Raw genomic sequence first — 18,636 nt, 5'->3', positions numbered from 1 at the left:
GCGCGGCATGCCGGGTCTCGAAAACCTCGCCGGCATTCCCGGCACGGTCGGCGCCGCGCCGGTGCAGAATATCGGCGCCTATGGCGTCCAGCTCTCCGATGTCTTTTTCGAACTGACCGCCTTCGACACGAAAACGCGCGCAATCGAGACCTTCAAGGCCGCAGAATGCGGCTTCGGCTATCGCCAGAGCCGGTTCAAGATCGAGCCGGGCCGGCATGTCATCCTCTCGGTCACGCTGGCCCTGCCCCGCGACTGGTCGCCGACCAAAGCCTATGCGGGACTGGAAGGCTTCCCCGACGACGCTGCGCCGGCGGAAGTCATGGCAAGCGTGCTCGCCCTGCGGCAATCGAAACTTCCCGACTCGCGCAGCCTTGGCAACGCCGGCTCGTTCTTTCACAATCCGGTGGTCAGCACCGAGGAAGCCGAACGCCTTGCGGGCGCCCCGCGCTACCCCCAGCCCGACGGCCGCGTGAAGCTGTCCGCCGGCTGGCTGATCGAGCAATGCGGGCTGAAGGGAGAGCGCCTCGGCCCGGTCGGAACCTATGACGGTCACGCGCTGGTTCTGGTCAATCACGGCGGCGCGACGCGCCGGGATGTTGCCCGGTTCGCCGCGCTCGTCCGCGAAAGGGTAAAGGCGCGCTTCGGCGTCGACCTCGTTCAGGAACCCATCGAAATCTAGGAAGCGAGCCCGGTCAGGGCGATTTTTTCCTGGCTGATCGGTTTATCGACATAAACTCACAAGCCATTGATTATTATAGTTTTATACTCTCCACTCCGGAGTGTATTTGCGCCTGCCCCGGCCCACATGCGGATCCGAAATGCGCGACGGGTCGTTTAAGGGACAAGAACATCCTAGTATCGTGGTTCGGGTCACGGGAGACGACGAGCGCCGGCATGAACCGCCGCCAGACTACGGAGGTCACGCAACAGATGGCCGATCGAGCGACAGAGACGGATATCGACCGGCTGTCGGCCTATGAAAGGCTGAGACGGCTCGACACGGCTCCGGCCGCAGAACTGGATGCGCTGACAGAGGCCGCGGCCCTGGTCTGCGGCACGCCGATCTCGCTCATCACCCTCCTCAACGAGGACACACAATGGTTCAAGGCGAATTACGGCCTTGAGAACGTGAGCGAGACGGATCGCAGCATCTCCTTCTGCTCCCACGCCCTTCAGGGCGAAGAGCTGATGGAGGTGGAGGACGCCACCCGGGACCGGCGGTTTTCGGACAACCCGCTGGTGACCGACGGCCTCAGGATCCGCTTTTACGCCGGCGTTCCGCTTCAGCTTTCCGATGGCGAGAGGGTCGGCACGCTCTGCGTGGTCGACCAGAAGCCGAAGACGCTCAGCGCGCATCAGAAGGAGATTCTGGGTCATCTTGCCCGGGCGGCGGCAAAGGCGCTGGAGGCCCGGCTGATCGCCCTTCACGAGCGCGAACTGCTGGCCGTCGAGGCCGAGGCGCGCTCCATCCTTGAAAACAGTCCCGACGCGATCCTGACGATGGACATCGCTGGCACGATCCGCCAATGGAACGCGGCGGCCGAGCGCCTGTTCGGCTACAGCGCCGATGCGGCGATCGGTAGACCGCTTTCGCTGATCGTCGCGCCGGAACATCTTGAAGCGCAGACGGATCTCGCGGCTCGGCTCGCAGACGGCGCGGCGACTCGGAATCTGAGAACCGAGCGGCTTCACCGTACCGGCCGCCGGGTCCCCGTCTCCGTATCGCTCGGGCCTGTGATCTCCGAAGACGGCGCCTTGACCGGGGCCACAGAAATCATCCGCGACATCAGCGAGGTCGTTAAAACCCAGCGTGAGCTGGAAGCCGCCGAAAGACGGATCGAACGGCTTTATCGCGCCACGCCGGCCATGCTGCACTCGACCGACCCGACGGGGACGATCCTGAGCGTGAGCGACCGCTGGCTCGACGTGATGAAGTATAACCGGGAGGAAGTGATCGGCCGCAAGCTCGCCGAATTCCTGACGCCGGAATCGGCACTGATCTCGCGCACCGAGGTCCTGCCCGCCTTCCTGTTCGACGGGCATTGCGAGAATGTGCGTTATCAGATGGTCACGCGCGCGGGCCAGGTGCTCGACGTCCTGCTCTCCGCCATTCTTGAACGCGACAGCGCGGGCAATCCGTTGCGCATCATTTCCACGATCGAGGATGTGACCCAGCGCCGGAAGGCCGAGAATGCGCTGATCGAGGAGCGCAGGCGTCTGCAGCAGATCATCGAGGCGACGCGTTCCGGCACGTGGGAGTGGAACGTCCAGACGGGCGAGCTCCGTCTCAATCACCTCTGGGCCGACATCATCGGCTACGAACGGGACGAGCTCGAACCGATCGACATGGCGACCTGGGTGAGCCGGATCCATCCGGACGACCGCGCTGCGCATGAACTGGAGCTCTCCCGGCATTTGCACGGGGAGGCCGAGGTCTATGACTGCGAGGCGCGCCTTCACCACAAATCCGACGATTGGGTCTGGGCCGTAGCGCGCGGCCGCGTGCTCACTTGGACGGAGGGCGGCATGCCGGAATGGATGTTCGGCACGCTGAGCGACATAACGCGCCAGAAACATGAGGAACAGGAACTGCGCCAGAGCCGCGAATTCCTCGAGCGCACCGGCAATCTCGCCGGCGTCGGCGGCTGGGAAGTCGATCTTGTCGAGGAGAAGGTCTACTGGTCCGAGGAAACCTGCCGGATCCACGGCGTCGAGACCGGATACAGTCCGAGCATGGAAGAAGCGATCGCCTATTATGCCCCCGAGGCGCGCGCCGTCATCGAAGCCGCCGTCGAAACCAGCATCGAGACAGGCGCGCCGTGGGATATCGAACTGCCGTTGATCCGGGCAGACGGAAAGCAGATCTGGGTGCGCACCGCCGGCTCGGCGGAGTTCGACAGCAACCGGGCGCCCGTGCGCCTGATCGGCGCGTTTCAGGATATTTCCGAACAGGTCGAGCAACGGGTCGAGCTGGAGAAGCTCAACGAGCGGATGGCGATTGCCACCGAGAACGGCCGGATCGGCGTCTGGGACGCCAATCTTGCAACCGGCAAGACCCATTATTCGAATATCTGGTGCGCCCTGATCGGCTATCGACCGGACGAGATATCCGACAGCGGCGCGGAATGGCTGAAATTCATCCATCCCGACGACGTCGAGCGCGCGCGAACGGCCGATGTCGCCCACATCCGCGGCGATGCGCCCTATTTCGAGGAAGAGTTTCGCATGCGCCACAAGGACGGGCGCTGGATCTGGATCATGGACCGCGGCCGCGTGGTCGAGCGCGGCGAGGACGACGCGCCGAAGCGGATGATCGGAACCCACACCGACATCACCGCCCGCAAGCGCGCCGAAGAAGAGCGGCTGTTGATGAGCGAGCGCATGACGATCGCCACGGACAGCGGCGGGATCGGCATATGGGAAATGGAGATCGACCGTCGGGTCGCCCATTGGGACGCCTGGATGTACCGGCTCTATGGCCTCGACATTTCCGGCGGGGACGATGTCGGCGACGTCTGGAAGCGCGCCGTGCATCCCGAAGACCGCGAGCGTGTGGAAAGAGCCGTTTTCCGGACCGTCGAAACCGGGGAACATCTCGACGAGGAATACCGCATCATCCTGCCCGACGGCGCGTACCGCCACCTTCACATCGCCGCCAATCTGGTGCGCGACAAGACGGGAAAGCCGAGCCGCGTCATCGGCGCGGCGTGGGATGTCACCGCCAGACGGCAGATGACGCTTGATCTCGCCGAGCAGCACGAATTGATGCGGGTGACGCTCAATTCCATCGGCGACGCGGTGATCACCACCGATGCGGCGGGAAGAATAAGATGGCTCAACCCCGTCGCCGAGCGGATGACCGGCTGGAGCGTCGACGAGGCGGCGGGAGAGCCGTCCGATCGCGTTTTCTCGATCCTCAACGAGGAAACGCGCGAGACCGCGCCGGATCCGATCGCCGCCTGCCTCGCCCATGGACAGGTCGTGGGGCTGGCGGAGAATACGCTTCTCGTCGGCCGGCGCGGACTTGAATACAGCATCGAGGATTCGGCCGCGCCGATCCGCAGTTCCGAGGGCGAGATCCTCGGCGCGGTGCTTGTGTTCCACGATGTCAGCGAACAAAGACGGCTCTCGCGCGAGATGACCTATCGCGCCAGCCACGATCCGCTGACCGGCCTGCTCAACCGCTCGGAGTTCGATCGCCGGCTGCAGCGGGTATTCGAGACGGCGCAGGAAGCCGACACATCCAGTGTTCTTCTCTATATCGACCTCGACCAGTTCAAGATCGTCAACGATACCTGCGGCCACACGGTCGGCGACACGCTTCTGAAACGGGTCACCCAGCTGATGCAGGAGTGCCTGCGCAAGCGCGACACGTTTGCGCGGCTTGGCGGCGACGAGTTTGCCGTGCTGCTTGAGCATTGCAGCCCGGAGGACGGACAACGCATCGCCCAGACGATCTGCGATCGGATGGGCGCGTTCCGCTTCGTCCACGACGACAAGCATTTCAGGGTTGGCGCCAGTATCGGCCTTGTTCCGGTCGACGGCCGTTCAACCAGCGTCTCGGCGGTGCTGCAGGCGGCCGATACCTCCTGTTATGTCGCCAAGGAAAGCGGCCGCAACAGGGTTCACGTTTGGGCGGAGAGCGACGAAGCGCTCAGGCTCCGGTCCGGCGAGACGCGCTGGGCCGCCCGCATCGAACGGGCACTGCAGGAGGAAGCCTTCGTGCTCTACGCCCAGTCGATTGCGCCGATGAGCGGCGAGCCCGCCGTTCGCCACATCGAGTTGCTGCTCCGTCTGGTCGATGACGACGGAGAGGTCATTCTTCCCGGCGCTTTCCTGCCGGCTGCCGAACGTTTCAACCTCATCTCCCACATCGATCGCTGGGTGCTCGGCAAGGCGTTGGAGCAGATCGACGCGTCGGGCCTTGCCGGCGGCGCGGCGCGGCTATGCGTCAACCTCTCCGGCCAGTCGCTCGGCGACCGCGCCTTCCACAAGGAGGCGCTCGACCTTCTCGATGCGGCCGGAGGTCCGATCTGCCACAGCCTGTGCATCGAAATCACCGAGACCGCCGTCATCACCAATATGGAGGAGGCCGCCTCCTTCATCGAGGGTTTGCGTCGCCGCGGCATTTCGGTGGCGCTCGACGACTTCGGCGCGGGCTCGTCCTCCTTCGGCTATCTCAAGCATTTCGCGCTCGACTATCTGAAGATCGACGGCCAGTTCATCCGCGAGCTCTTGAGCGATCCGCTGAACGAGGCGACGATCAAATGCTTCGTCGAGGTCGCCCGCGTGCTGGGGCTCGAGACGATTGCCGAATATGTCGGCGACGAGCCGACCTGCGCCAGATTGAGGGATTACGGCGTCGATTTCGCCCAGGGCTTTTTTATCCACGAGCCCGAGCCGCTCGCTGATCTCCTGCGAAGTCTGGAACTCTCGCCGAAGGACGCATCCGGCTGACCGCCTGTTGTTCGGCCAGCCGAGGCGCGCTCACGCGGTCACCGTTCCTTCGGCGGCAGGTCGATGCCGTTCTCGGCGAGGAATTCCGCGATGTGAACGGTCTTGCCCGTCTCGATCGACCGGTTGGCGGCAATGCCCGTCAGGATCGACCAGGCGCCGTCGATATGGGACGAGGAGCGGCCGTAGGGGTCCTCGCCGGCATCGGGGTCGAAAAGATAGCCGAGCATCACAGGATCGGCGCCGCCGTGATCGCCCTCGCCTTCCCAGACGTCGAGTTCCCGGGGCTGTTCGCCCGCCAGATGCAGCGTGGTCGTCATCGTTTCCGAGCCGGCCGCCTTCTCCCGCTTGCCGCCGAAAACGCCATGAACCTCGACATGGCGGTGGGACAGCTCGCCCTTTGTGCCGTAGAACTTCACCTCCAGCCCTTCCCAGGGCGAATAGGCGCAAAGCGTGTAATTGAGGCTTGCGCCCGTGCCATAGACCGCCTGCACCTGCATCGTATCCTCGATGGTGATGTCGTCGTCGAAGACGCAGCGGTCGCGCAGATAGCCGTCCTCGTCCTCGGCATCGAGATAAAGCGTCTTCAGCGCCTGGTCGGCTTCAAGGTCCAGCCGGAAGTCGCAGCTTCCGGCGCTTGGACAGGTGTGGCAGCGCGGACCGCGCGGATTGAGCCCGAGCGCATCGGCGGTTTCCGCCCGGTAGAAGGAGCGCGTGCCGTGTGCGGCGACGGAGACCGGCGAGGAGCCGAGCCACCAGTTGACGAGATCGAAATGGTGCGTCGACTTGTGCACCAGCAGGCCGCCGGACTGATCCTTGTAGCGATGCCAGCGGCGGAAATAATCGGCGCCATGGACGCGGTCGAGATACCAGCGGAAGCTGACGGCGGTGACATCCCCGATCGCGCCGGACATCAGGATGTCCTTCAGTTGCGTGCGGGCCGGCGTATACCGGTAATTGAAGGTCACCGTCACCTTGCGGCCGGTTTCCTTCTGCGCGTCGAGGATCGACTTCAGCTTCTCAAGGTCGATCGTCATCGGCTTTTCGGTCATGACGTCGCTGCCCGCCCGCATCGCCTCGACGATATAGTCATGGTGCAGGTAGTCGGGCACGGTGACGATCACCGTATCCGGCTTCTGCTCGCTCAGCATCTGCGGAAAATCCTCCGCCCGATAGGTGGCGACGCCATTGCCTTCGGCCGGCACGGCGCCGGCCGAGAGCGCAAGCCGCTTTTCGTTGATGTCGCAAAGCCCGACCAGCGCGTTGCGATCGGCATAGGTTTCGGCGACGGCGCCGCGAAACATCTTGTGCCGCGATCCGGTTCCGACAATGGCGTATTTCATGATCCTGCCCTTCTGCCCGGCCGGCAACCGCGCCGGCCCTCGCGCATTTCGCAGTCAGATGGAAACATCTGACGCTAAGCGAAAATGCGTCAAAACAAATAGATAGAGCGGTTGCGCGTTTCCACGAAAGGCGGAACCGCTCTAGCGCATCGGCCCGAAAACCGGAGTCGATTTTCGCAAAGCGCGATGCGCAGATTCAATAGGCTAGAGTGTCCTTTGTGTCCGAACGGACGCACGACGCTCCAGTGCTCCCGCCGCAGCCGCATTGCCATGCGCTGCGACATCCCAAACGTTTTCAGCACGCATACCCCTCCCGATCGCACCGCTTACCGGCGCCGGGTCCTGTTTCTCAGCCGGGCCGGAACACCAGCGGATCAGGGAGAATCGAGAGGCGACAATGCCGAGAATTCAACTCTGCCAGACTAGCAGATCAGAATCAATCGTACCCGATCAGCCTTTGTCAGCGCGACGCGTTATCGGCGTCCGGACCGCCATTTCACGCAGTCGGAAATTCAGCGAAAAAGTATGGAACAATCGCAGCCCCGGCTGGTTGGCCCATGAGCAGCCGCTATGCCGAGCCGGATCTCTGCCGCCGGCGAGCGATCGGGAGGCGCTTCTCCGGTTCTTCGGCCCGCGGCCTGCAAGTCACGACCAATCTCGCAACTGGAGTGAAAAATCATGAAACGACTGTTCTTCGTTGTCGCACTCGGCGCATTGACCGCATGCTCGGCCACCGAGAAGGGGGCAACAGTCGGCGGACTGTCCGGCGCGGCCGTCGGCACCGCCGTATCGGGCGATGTCGGCGGCGCGGCGCTCGGCGGCGCAGTCGGTGCTGCCGCCGGCGCACTGATCGGCCGCGCCAATGAACCGGGCCGCTGCTATTACCGCGATGCCAATGGCGAACGCTACGTGGCCGCCTGCCCGAAATGACCGGAGCGCAGAAAGGCCGGTTTCATTTCCGGCCTTTCCTCCTGCCGGTCGCGCCGGCGTCAAAAAAAGCCGCCCCGCGGAGGCGGCTTTTCTTGTTCGAAGCCGAGGAACGATGTTCGGCTATTCGTCAAAGTCCGGCGGGACATGGCTGTCGACGCCGATCAGGACGACCTCGTTCTCGACATCGCGCACGCCCTTGACCGAAAGCACCAGGGTCTCGAGCCTCAGTCGCTCGGGCTCGGTCTCCACTTCGCCGCTCAGCATCGCCACCCCGTCGCGGACCGTCACGGTGATCAGGTCGGCATTGAAACGATCATCTTCATCAATCAGCCGGGTGATGACGTCCGAGAGACCGTCATCGTCGACCGTCGTGTCCTCCGGCTCTGGCGCAAGACGCTGGGCGGTGTGGACGGCGGTATCCTCGGAGACTTGCGCGCCCGGCGTTTCGCGCCGGTCCAGATTGGCGGGATTGGCGCCATAGGGCGCATTGCGCGCGCCATGCCTGTTTTCCTCATCCGAATACGGCCATCCGTCATCGAGATTGCGGTCCTCGTAGTCGCGATAATCCTCCTCGCGCGGCGTTTCATGCGGCTTCATCTTTGAACCAGCCATGGTGTTTCTCCTTTCAGGTGTGCGTGCAGAAGAAACGGCTGGAAGCGGCAAATGTTCTCCCTCTCTTGAGGAGGAAAGTCGATCGCGTTCCGGGAAACGGCGGAACAAGCCGGGCCAGGAGCGTTTTTTGACAGAAGCAGACCAACAAAACGGGCGCCGCGCGGCGCCAAATTAGCAAAGGAGATGAAACATGCCCGAATGGCTTCATCTGCTCGCCGTCGTATCTCTTCTCGCCGGCCTTGCGTCCGCGATCATCATCGCCGTCGACGTTTTCGCAAATCCGCAGCATATGTGGATCATGAATGTGGTCTGGCCCCTTGTCGCGCTTTTCGGCTCGCTTGCCGCGCTCTGGGCCTATTTCCGCTATGGCCGGCTCGCCACCCGCGCAGCCCATCACCACGCCATGGAACACGACGAGACGCCGCCGAACATGACAGAGACGCCTTTTTCGGTGATGGTCGGCAAGGGCGCCGCTCATTGCGGCTCCGGCTGCGCGCTCGGCGACATAGTGGCGGAATGGCTTGCCTTCCTGGTTCCCTCTGTCGCCGTCTGGTTCGGCTGGCAGACGATCTTCGCCGAGAAGATGTTTGCCGTGTGGGTCCTCGACTATATCTTCGCCTTCTCCTTCGGCGTCATCTTTCAGTATTTCACCATCAAGCCCATGCGCGACCTGACGCCGGCTCAGGGCCTCATTCAGGCGGCCAAGGCCGATTTCCTGTCGCTGACCTCCTGGCAGGTGGGCATGTACGGCTTCATGGCCTTTGCCCAGTTCTACCTCTTCCGCCACCTCCTCGGCGTGAAACTGGAGGTGCCGACGGTCGAATTCTGGTTCATGATGCAGATCGCCATGTGGGCCGGCTTCGCAACCGCCTATCCCGTCAACTGGTGGCTCGTTTCAAGAGGCATCAAGGAGAAGATGTAGGGCTCAGCAGCCGCCGATGGTGGAGCGCACGATCGTGTTCAGCGCCGTATCGGTCGCCTGATCCACCACGCCGGTCGGGGCAAAGCCGTATTGCGTCTGGAAGGCGATCACGGCGTCCCTCGTCCTTTCGTCAAAGACCGGGTCCGGATAGGCGAGAAAGAGGCCAAGCCGGTTGAGCGAGGCTTCCAGCGCCGTCACCCTTGGCAGCATGTCGCCCATCTCCAGTTCGGCAAAGATCGTTTCCGGCGCGGCAATGCAGGCCGCGTCCTCCACGGGCGTAAGCCTGAATTTTCCGCGCAGCTCGCCGCCGTCGGCATCCATGACATTGGCCAAAGCGCTGTCGATCAGTTCATTGTCCTCAAGGCGAAGGCGCTCGCTGTCGAGATGGAGAACGCCGCCATCGGCGAGCGTCAGATAGGCATTGCCGCCGTCGCAGTCGATGCTGCAATGGATTTCATCGCCGCCCGAACAGCCGGCAATCGTGCCGAAGCGCTCGTTCGGCACGTCCCAGTAGCTGAGGCTCAGCGTCAACAGATAGGGAGCGCTGTCCTCGAAATCCGACGGATCGAGCCTCAGCATCATCGAACGGATTTCGCTGTCGCCGCGTTCGAAGGCAAGCCCATAGCAGGTTCCGCTGATGGCCTCGGCTGTATCCTGCTGGGAAAAAGCCACTGACGACGGTACAAGAAAAGACGTAAGAACAATCGCTTGCAGTATTTTTTTCATGTTCATCGCCAGTTCCCCATCAGCATGAAGGGCGCCCAGAAGATCGGATGATCGAAATCATAGGTGATCGGCGAACCCGGCTCGGCGGGAAGCCCGAGGCGGCCCGCCGTCTGGAAGACGACGCTTTCCCTGTCGAGCACATCGCGATCGCCGATCCGGCGCTGGATGAATTCGCGCTGGGCGGTCGCCAGCGCCTCGGCCTTCGAAAGGCCGCCGAACGCCCGCAACTCGTAGAAACGCTGCATGATCAGCGGCGTCGAGATGTCGAGCACCGGCCAGAGCGTCGCCAGCGTCGCCCTGGCCCCGCGCTCACCAGTGATCTTGGCAAGGCTTTCGATCTCGCGGCCGTCGGAGCCCGGATTGGCGCGGCCGGTTTCGCATGCCGACCAGGTCAGAAGGTCGACATTGGAGAAATCGAAATCGCCGGCCGTCCCCTTGATCTCGCTCACCGGCAGATGCTCGCCCGTGCCCAGCAGAAGGTAGGAATCATCCTCGCTGGCGCCGAGCACGAAATGGGAGGCGACATGAATCGTCCCTGCCCCGACCGATGATGAACCGCCGATCGTGAGCGCCTCGGCAAGCGCCGCCCGGTCAAAGGCCTCGTCGAGCGCGAGAGCGCCATCCATGAATCCATATCGCTCCTCGCCGCTCAGAAGTCCGCCGAATTCCAGCGCCACGCCCGGAAGCTCGGAGAAATCGCCGACCGCGCGGGTCAGCCCCAGCCCGGCAAAAGGCGTCTCGGCCACCGCAACGCCGGTGATCTCGCTCTCGCTGCTGGTCAGGCTTGCGATATCATAGCGTTCCACCAGATATTCCGCGCCATCATAAAGCGCCTGATAGGGCAGATAGCGCAGTCGCCGGTCCTGCGAGAGCAGCAGGAGTTCGGGGTCTATGCGGGCGAGATCCTGCTCCACCGGTCCGACAAGAAGGTCATAAAGCACTTCGCTCTCGGCGCGCGGATCGCTGAAGAAGTCGTTGAAGCCGAGATGCAGATCGGCGAGCGCGGCGTTGAGCGTGGCTTCCGAAAACGGCTCTCCGTTCCAGCTGTCGATCGTGTAGCTGAGCTGTTCATCGCGCGATGTCAGAAGGATGTTGAGCCGGTCCGGCATCACCAGATAATGCAGCGCCACCGCATTGGTTTCCAGACCGGAGAGGATCGTGGCCTGGACGGACTGCTCGGCAAGCGGCGTCTCGCTTGCGGGCTCGCTCTCCTCAAGGTCGGAAAGCGCCGTAAAGATTGTCTCCAGCCCGGCCTCATAGGCAGCATCGGCCTCGGCGAGCTCATCGTTCAGAACATTCAGCCGCTCCTGCTCCGCCCCCGTCAGGGTGCCCGCCTCCTGCCGTGACAGCAGGGCGTCACGTTCGCGCACATCGGCAATGGCTGGCGGCTGAAGCGCGGCAATCGCGGCCTGAAGCGCCGTCTCCGCCTCCGTCAGCGGCAAAGTCGCAAAGGCATCGCCGGCAAAGTCCAGATCGCGATCGGTAAACTGGAAGGCCTCGAAATCCTTCAGCAGGCCAAGGACGAATTCGGCATCGCTCAGCCGGTCCTGCTGAATGAAGAGGTCGGCGAGCCAGCGATAATTGTCGGCGATCAGGTCGCGGAAGCAGCCGCGCAGGTTCTCCGGCAGGGTCGCGAGGTCCGCCCGCACGCCCTGCAGCCGGTTGATCGCCTGCTTGGCGAGCAGCACGGCAAGCGAATCCGAGCCGAGCGCAAAGGCGCGCTCGCTGGCATTGGAGAGACGGCAGACGCGGGTGAGTTCGGCCGACAGCGGCCCCTCGGAGAGTTCGCGCAACCGGTCGAGCCGGAGTTCGGCGGAAAGCGCCGTCAGCTCCATCGCCAGCGCCTGGCCATTATCGCCCGCCGCCTGCAGCGCATCGCCATAACGCCTTGCCGAGTTGACGAGGCCGATACTGGTGCCGCCGCGCGCGCGCACCGCCGCGAAGGTCCCGGCTGCCGACTGAAGGTCCGGCAGCGGCGGCGCGGCCTCGGGGTCGGCGGCGCGGATCAGCCGGAGGAAATCGGCCGCCGCCTTGTCGCCGTTCGTGGCCATCAGGCCGAGGAAGCCGACAAGCCCGTCGGGCAGCGATTGCAGGTCGCCGGGCGCCCGGCTTTCCACCAGCCTGCGGATCGTGACATTGCGGATATTGCTTCCTTCGCCAGCCTCAGCCGGGCCGGTCAACGCGCCGAGTTCATAGTCCTTTGCCCGCTCCGCCCGCTCGGCAGCGCCGCGAAAATCGCCATAGGCCGCAAGAACGTCGACAAGTTCGATCGAATCCAGCGCCACAAGCCGGTCGAAGCCCACGGCAACGAGATCGGCGCCATAGCGGCCGGCGGCAAACTGCTTGGCGATTGTCCCGCAGCTTTCCCCGTCATCCTCGCAGATGCTCCCGAGCATCGCCTCGGCCTCGCCCATGGGCGTTGCGCCATCGCGTTGAGCCCGCGCCATGCGCAGATCGTAGGCAACCGCGCCGGCAACCGATTCCCGCCGGATGCTGTCGCGCTCGAAACCCTGCGGCGCGCTTTCGTAGCGCTGCTTGAAAACCCGAAGAAAATCCTCCGCCTTGTATTCGGAGATTTCCGGGAAGGCATCGAGAAGCCGCGCCAGCTTGAAGAGCGCTTCGGCATCTCCCTTCTCGGCCGCCTTGGCCAGCCATTTCGCCCCCTCCATCGGGTCGAGCACCGCGCCGCATTCCGCGCAGAGAGAGGTCTCGGCAAGCCGCGCGGCAAAGGCGGCGGACCGGTCGGCGGCGGTCGCGATCATCATCGTTCCCGCTGTCGACAAGAGCGCCGGACTGCCCTCCATCATCCTGTTGGCGAGGAAATCGGCGATCCAGGAAGAAGAGAAGGCCCAGTCGGCATCCGGTCCGTTCTCTGAAGCTTTTCGGTCAGCGAGATCGACAAGCGCCTGATACCAGGAAAGTGCGGCCGCAATCGCCTCGGGCGTGGCGCCATCTGCCTGCCGCGCCAGCTGCGCCATGGCAAAGCCTTCGCCGGCTTCAGCCGCCGCCAGGTAGAACGCGCGGGCGCGCGCGGCATCCTTCTCGCCGCCCTGGCCATATTCCAGCATCAGCGCCAGATGGGCGGCTGCGTAGGGGGCGCCCTTGGCGGCGGCATCTTCCAGCAGGCGGCGCGCGGCGGCGGCGGATTTGCCGTGGATGGTCGCGCCCTGCAGCATGCGCTCGGCAAGGAGATATTCAAAGGCCGGGCCGGAGATCACCGTCAGCGCCTCGAAAGCCTCCGGATGCGCGAGAACGACATTGGCGATGCGGCTTGTTTCCTCGCGGTCCGATACGGTCAGCACCAGCCCGTAATCCGACGTCGTGAACATGCCGAGCGGCATGGCGAAAACCTGTTCCTCGCGCATCTGGCTCTGCCGCTGCGCTGCCTCGACCGTGAAGGCGACGGCGGCCTCCGCCGTCTCCATCGCCGCATAATAGTCCGGAGCGCCCCATGCCGCACCGTCCTCTCCCATCAGTTCGGCCAGGGCCCTGGCGCGCTGGTCGCCGCCCGGCGCAAAGGCCACCTTCTCGGAAAGAAGCGTGAGCGCCGTTTCCTCTTCAAGCGCGCTCCATTCGTCGCGCGCCGCCATCCGGTCAAAGGCCGGGCCGAGGATCTCCCGGACCCATGGCCGGTCAAGCGGCGGAAGCGCGTGCGGGGGATAGAGGAAATCGAGAAGCCGGAGGCCGTCTTCATTCGCGGCGAGAACGCCTGCGTCGCTCTCGCAGGCTCTGCCCGTCACGGGCATGTCGGCGATCGCCGCGACATCGGAGACCGTCGGCGTGAACGCGCCGACGCGCGGGGCAAGGCCGAGCCGCTCGCGCATGCGGTTCCAGCCCTCCCGGCTTGCCGGGCCGAAAGCCCCGTCGAGCGCGCCGTCATAGCAACCGTGGCGCTGCATGAGCGATTGGGCGACGCGGAGATAGTCGTGGAACAGCGCACTGAAGTCGCGCTGGGCGACGCGCAGATCGCCGAGGCCGACATAGCCGTAAGCGAGGTTCTGGGTCGTCATGCCGACGATCAACGGGCAAAAGCGATCGCCGTAGCGATCGACATCGTCGGCCATCGCCGTCACCGCGCCCGGCAAGATTTCGGCGACACGCAGCAGATTGGCGTCGGAAAGATCGAGACTGTAGCCTTCGTTCTCTGAGATCCCGGCGTCATAGGCGATGTCATCTACCTTCATTCCCGTCCAGGCGGAAAACGCGGTCACCATGAACGCGTTGCGCTCATAGGCGTTCATCTCGGCAAACAGGTCTTCGGAAACGCAGGGCAGACCCGAAAGCGCCTGAACCGCGCGGCCGTAGACGCTGTCGCCAAGCCCGGCGCGGCCGGAAGGCGGCGCAAGACCGTTATTGCTGCGGATGCTGGCGATCACCTCCGCGGCGTCAACCTCATAGGCATCGCGCGTATCGTCGGCATAGCGGAAATGCAGCGCAGCGTAACAGTCGCAATCATCAATCCGGATATAGAACGAACTGACGATCTCGCCGCTCGCGGGATTGCGGATTGACACACTACATTCGCTTTCCGACACAAGACGTTGATCAGACTCATCAAACCCGTATTTTTCCCAGTTCGAAACGCGCTCGTCGACGAGCGCGGCGCAATCACCATAGCTGTCCTGGATCAGGCGCAGATTGCCTTTGACGGGGCCAAGGGCGAAACGGCGGTCGACGCCGTCGGCGTCGAATGCGCCTCCATCCGGCAGCGCGGCATGGAGGTCGTAGGGCACGCCGTTGCGGTAGAGCTCAAGGGCCGCCGCCGGGGCCGCAGCAAAGAAGGGGGCGAACGCCAGCAAGGCCGCGACCGCGGCCGCAACCCCCCGTCCAGATTCTGCCTGCGATCCCCGTTTGTGCATCCCGTCCCGCCCCGTCTCTTCTGACAAATGCCAAGTTTATCTTGCCATCGGCCCTTGCGGTTGAAAACCTCTGAATACAACCGCGTCCGCCTTTTCAAGCGCCCTCATCGCCGGATCGCCCGGTCTTTTGCTCCGGCTCTGACGGCACGCCGTCACGCCGCGTATAGGAAAAATCGGGCTCGGCCCTGAGCCGCACCTCGCGCGGCGCGATCGAGATGCCCGCCTCGCGAAACATGCGTCTGACGGCATCGTAAACGACCGCGCGCAGGGCAAACTGGGTTCCGGGCCGGCACTTGTAGACGATGCGCAGAACCATGGCGCTGTCGTCGATCATGACGATGCCGGCATTTTCGAGCGGCGCGACAAGGTTCCGACCATGAACGGGATCGGCTAGAAACGCATCATTCAACGCCCTGAAGCGCGGCTCCAGCCCGTCGAGATCGGTTTCGAGCGGCAGCCGGAATTCCAGCCACATCGCCGCCCAGTCGCGCGACTTGTTGGCGATGGTGCGGATCTCGCCGAAGGGAACGGTATGGATCGCACCGAGCGGATGGCGGATCTGGACCGAGCGGATGCCGGCCCGCTCGACCGTGCCGCTGGCAACCCCGACATCGACGAGATCGCCGACGCGAAAGGCGTCGTCGACCAGGAAGAAGATGCCGGAAATGACGTCCTTCACCAGCGTCTGGCTGCCCATGCCGATGGCGATGCCGACAATGCCGGCCCCGGCCAGAAGCGGCAGCACGTCAATGCCGAGCGCCGAGATCGCGATGATCGACGCGATCGACGCGATCGTGATCAGCAAGGTGTTGCGCACGAGCGGCAGGACGGTGGCGACGCGGCTTTGGCGCAACGCCTTTTCTGCCTCGTCCGTCCCTTCAGCATAGGCCGCCTTCAACAGCATGCGCTGCGAGCCGATCAGCACCAGGTGCCAGCCGACATAGGCAAGCACCAGCGTGACGAGGAGCTGCGTCAGCGAGGGCATGATCGCCGTGATACGCGCATTGGAAAGGCCCTGCCAGGGGCCGCTCCACAGGCGGATGAGCGCCAGCAGCGCCACAAGCACGGCGGCCGCCTGCCCGAGACGGGCAAAGAACTGCGCGAAGGTCGGTACATCATGAGGCAACGCCATCTGCGGCTCCGCCTCAAGCGCTGCCCGCCGCCGGGCGCGGTCGCGCGCATCCGCCCGCGCCGCCCAGTCATCCATCAGCAGGCAGCCGATGACGAGCGCCAGAATGATCATGAAGCCCAGGACGGCCAGCGTTCCCGCCTGTGGCCGGTTGAGCAGCAGGAGCAGCGACGTGCCGAACCAGGAGAGGCAGATATAGAAGATCGCGAAGAGATGCCAGACCGTGCTCAGCGATTTCCAGCCAAGCCCGCGGCTGCGCCCGGCCGGATCGGTGGCGAGGATCGCCGCCACGGAGAAACGGTTGGTCAGGCAGGCGATGATCAAGAGCAACGTGACCACCGAGCGCGAGAACAGCGAGAGCGTCAGCGTCTCGTCGGCCGGCATGCCTGCCTGCCTCAGGAGCGAGGTTGTGGCAAGAAAGAAGATCGCCAGCGCGAAAATGCCGACGGACTGCCAGTAGAGCCTTCCGGCGGCCGGATCGGAAAGCGCCACGATCCTCAGATCGGCGCGTCCGGGCGAGAGCGGAATACGGGCCAGAAGCGCGAAGCCGCGGATCGCGAAGAAGGCCGTCAGATAGGTGACGACGAAAAGCTGCGCGCCGGGATCGGCCTGAACGCTCATCAGAAGCGGCCAACCGCCGACCATGGCGAAGATCAGGAGACCGGCAAGGTCGACGGCCACATGGATGATCCGCTGGACAAGGCTCTTCGGATCAAACCCGGCCCTAAATCGGCGGAAGATCGCCCTGAACACGGCTTCGGCAACGGCGCCGATGCCGAGACAGAGGATGATCCGCAGGATGACCGCGCCGAGACTGAAGCCGTCCTCGCTTACCCCATGCAGGAAACCGGAAACCTCGGCGGGGAAATCATCAAGCCCGAGCATCAGCGCCTCGAGCCGTTCGGCCGCCGCCGTCGCATTGTCGGCAAAGAAGGAAAGCACGGCCCCCAGCCGCTCGATCGGCGACAGCTTTTCCGGCGCGTCGACGACCTCCTGAGCAAGAGCGAGGTGCGGCAGCGCAAGGATGGCGAAGGCAAACGCGGAGAGCCGCACGGGTCTTTCTGTCTTCACGGCATCGCGCCCTCGTTGCGGGCGAAGGCGGAAGCGCGCGGCAGGACCCGCCAGGCATAGCGATCGACCCATACATCGGAGAGCGCGCCGCCAAGACTCATGCTGCCGCGCGTCCGGCCGCTCGCCGCGGCATCTTCCAGAACGCCGGACAGTGCATTGGCGGCCGCCGAGCGCGTGCCGCCGCCGCAATTGTCCAGCACGCCGGAAAGGTTCAGCGCCTCGGCGTTTTCCTCGAGCTCGCTGACCAGAACATAAAGCCGCTCATAGCCCGCCGAATACGGCACCGGCCCCGGACAATCGGAACACATCACCATCGGATCGCCGAGATCGCGCAGGGCCTGATCGCCCTCGATGAGCTCGTAATCGACATTGATGCAGTATTGCGCGTCAATGTGGATCCGGTTGACGTCGCGCTGGCCGTCGCGCGCGCCGGTGGCGCGAAAACGCAGGAGGTCGCATTGCTTGAGATCGTCCATGCCCGCAAGCGGCTGAAAGCCCACCTCGCCCATTGTTCTGAGCGCCGCCTGGCATTCGCGGCGCGGATCGATGGCCGAGCCGGGCGCGCCGAGCACCGCGATGGGGCTTTCATTGCGCTCCACGTCCACGGCGACCGGTGACGGATTGAAGGGGCTTGCCTCCTCGCCAAGCGCATCCAGCGTGTGCGCCAGGCGCTCCGCCTTCAAAACGCGCGCGAGAAGCATCGCAAGGCGCTTTCCGTCTTCGGAAAGGTCGAAGGCGAGGCCGGTCGGCGTGTCATCGATCATCGCAGCGGGTCCGAACCAGAGCTTGTTGTCCTTCAGCACGATCTGCACATCGTAGATCTCTTCGGGGTAGCCGGCGCCGATTCCCGTCGTTTGCGAGGCGGCCTCGAGCGCTTCGGCAACACGCGTGCTGGTTTCCGTTCCGGGCGCAAGCGGCAGGCCGGATTCGGTGTCGAAAACCGGCGAGAAGGCGACGCTCAGCGTCACCGGGCTTGCCTCGATCTGGGCGAAACGCGCCGCCTCCGGCAGGCTGCCGGAAAAGGCGCAGAGCGCTTCGGGATCCGGAACGCAATCATCGGAAACCGGGCGCAGATAGGCCCGGCGCGGCTCCACGGCCTCGACCTGGGCATAGCCGAGAACGGCGTCTTGCGGGTCGGCGATATCGGCGACGAGCGCCATCACCGTTCCCTCCTCCAGGCCGTGCAGCCGGCCGGCATCCACCCTGTCGCCCTCCACGAGAAAACGCTCCGGGCCGGCATAGCCTTGCCGGCCGAAGACCGGTTCATCGATCATGTCGCCTTCCCACAGCGGGGTCTGCACCGCGCCCATGCCGAAGCCGCTGCCCTGGTTCAGTTCGGAAAGCACCGACTGGAACAGCTGGCGATAGGTCAGAGCCTGGCCGCTTTCGAGCCTCGAGGCGATCGCGGCGGTGAAAAGACCGAACCATTCGCTGTCATCGCCGGCGGTTCCGCCGCTCATGTCGACCTCGCGGGCGACATCGTTCGAGCGCGTGGCATAGAAGGCCACCAGGCCGCCGCCGCCCTCGACATCGCCAACGGCATCCGGCGCGGCATCGACCGACCGGCTCTGCCCGGCGGCCTGCGACAGA

General features: G+C 64.4%; 10 protein-coding genes. 4 read left to right on the top strand and 6 right to left on the bottom strand.

Annotated features, from left to right (window positions below):
- Both murB and AC5DC2_RS05840 read left to right on the top strand, forming a co-directional pair.
- Window positions 1-679, top strand: a 679-nt coding sequence (murB, locus tag AC5DC2_RS05845; RefSeq protein ID WP_491697827.1) for a UDP-N-acetylmuramate dehydrogenase, incomplete at its 5' end; no start/stop codon positions are given.
- A 215-nt stretch (window positions 680-894) separates the two neighbouring features.
- The gene (locus AC5DC2_RS05840; protein ID WP_491697826.1) at window positions 895-5,457 is read left to right on the top strand and encodes a PAS domain S-box protein; all 4,563 of its coding nucleotides are present in this window, start codon (window positions 895-897) and stop codon (window positions 5,455-5,457) included.
- 38 nt (window positions 5,458-5,495) lie between these two features.
- Here AC5DC2_RS05840 and AC5DC2_RS05835 read toward each other — a convergent pair whose 3' ends face one another.
- Complete coding sequence (locus AC5DC2_RS05835) at window positions 5,496-6,797, bottom strand: Gfo/Idh/MocA family protein (protein ID WP_491697825.1); 1,302 nt, start codon at window positions 6,795-6,797, stop codon at window positions 5,496-5,498.
- A gap of 678 nt (window positions 6,798-7,475) precedes the next feature.
- Here AC5DC2_RS05835 and AC5DC2_RS05830 point away from each other — a divergent pair.
- Complete coding sequence (locus tag AC5DC2_RS05830; RefSeq protein ID WP_024707644.1) at window positions 7,476-7,727, top strand: YMGG-like glycine zipper-containing protein; 252 nt, start codon at window positions 7,476-7,478, stop codon at window positions 7,725-7,727.
- A gap of 120 nt (window positions 7,728-7,847) precedes the next feature.
- On the opposite strand, the gene AC5DC2_RS05825 is transcribed toward AC5DC2_RS05830, so the two are convergent.
- The gene (locus tag AC5DC2_RS05825; RefSeq protein ID WP_024707643.1) at window positions 7,848-8,339 is read right to left on the bottom strand and encodes a BON domain-containing protein; all 492 of its coding nucleotides are present in this window, start codon (window positions 8,337-8,339) and stop codon (window positions 7,848-7,850) included.
- 190 nt (window positions 8,340-8,529) lie between these two features.
- On the opposite strand from AC5DC2_RS05825, the gene AC5DC2_RS05820 reads away from it, so the two are divergent.
- Window positions 8,530-9,261 (top strand): DUF4396 domain-containing protein, encoded by a 732-nt coding sequence (locus tag AC5DC2_RS05820; RefSeq protein WP_491697824.1) that lies wholly within the window; start codon window positions 8,530-8,532, stop codon window positions 9,259-9,261.
- Between the two features lie 3 nt (window positions 9,262-9,264).
- On the opposite strand, the gene AC5DC2_RS05815 is transcribed toward AC5DC2_RS05820, so the two are convergent.
- From AC5DC2_RS05815 to AC5DC2_RS05800, 4 genes are all read right to left on the bottom strand, one after another.
- Window positions 9,265-9,933: a peptidoglycan-binding domain-containing protein gene (locus tag AC5DC2_RS05815; protein WP_491697823.1), complete on the bottom strand. Its 669-nt coding sequence runs from the start codon at window positions 9,931-9,933 to the stop codon at window positions 9,265-9,267.
- Window positions 9,934-9,989: 56 nt separating this feature from the next.
- The gene (locus AC5DC2_RS05810) at window positions 9,990-14,786 is read right to left on the bottom strand and encodes a CHAT domain-containing protein (RefSeq protein ID WP_491697822.1); all 4,797 of its coding nucleotides are present in this window, start codon (window positions 14,784-14,786) and stop codon (window positions 9,990-9,992) included.
- A 154-nt stretch (window positions 14,787-14,940) separates the two neighbouring features.
- A complete protein-coding gene (locus tag AC5DC2_RS05805) occupies window positions 14,941-17,046 on the bottom strand; it encodes a mechanosensitive ion channel family protein (RefSeq protein WP_491697821.1) in 2,106 nt (701 codons plus the stop codon).
- The coding region (locus AC5DC2_RS05800) for a hypothetical protein (RefSeq protein ID WP_491697820.1) at window positions 17,043-18,636 on the bottom strand (1,594 nt) is incomplete at its 5' end. The genes AC5DC2_RS05800 and AC5DC2_RS05805, both read right to left, overlap by 4 nt.

Source organism: Martelella sp. (assembly GCF_984369615.1).
This window is presented reverse-complemented; position numbering and strand designations above follow the sequence as displayed.

Coding starts and splice junctions, on each gene's coding strand:
- AC5DC2_RS05840 (WP_491697826.1), top strand. CDS start 895: ATGAACCGCCGCCAGACTACGGAGGTCACGCAACAGATGGCCGATCGA.
- AC5DC2_RS05835 (WP_491697825.1), bottom strand. CDS start 6,797: ATGAAATACGCCATTGTCGGAACCGGATCGCGGCACAAGATGTTTCGC.
- AC5DC2_RS05830 (WP_024707644.1), top strand. CDS start 7,476: ATGAAACGACTGTTCTTCGTTGTCGCACTCGGCGCATTGACCGCATGC.
- AC5DC2_RS05825 (WP_024707643.1), bottom strand. CDS start 8,339: ATGGCTGGTTCAAAGATGAAGCCGCATGAAACGCCGCGCGAGGAGGAT.
- AC5DC2_RS05820 (WP_491697824.1), top strand. CDS start 8,530: ATGCCCGAATGGCTTCATCTGCTCGCCGTCGTATCTCTTCTCGCCGGC.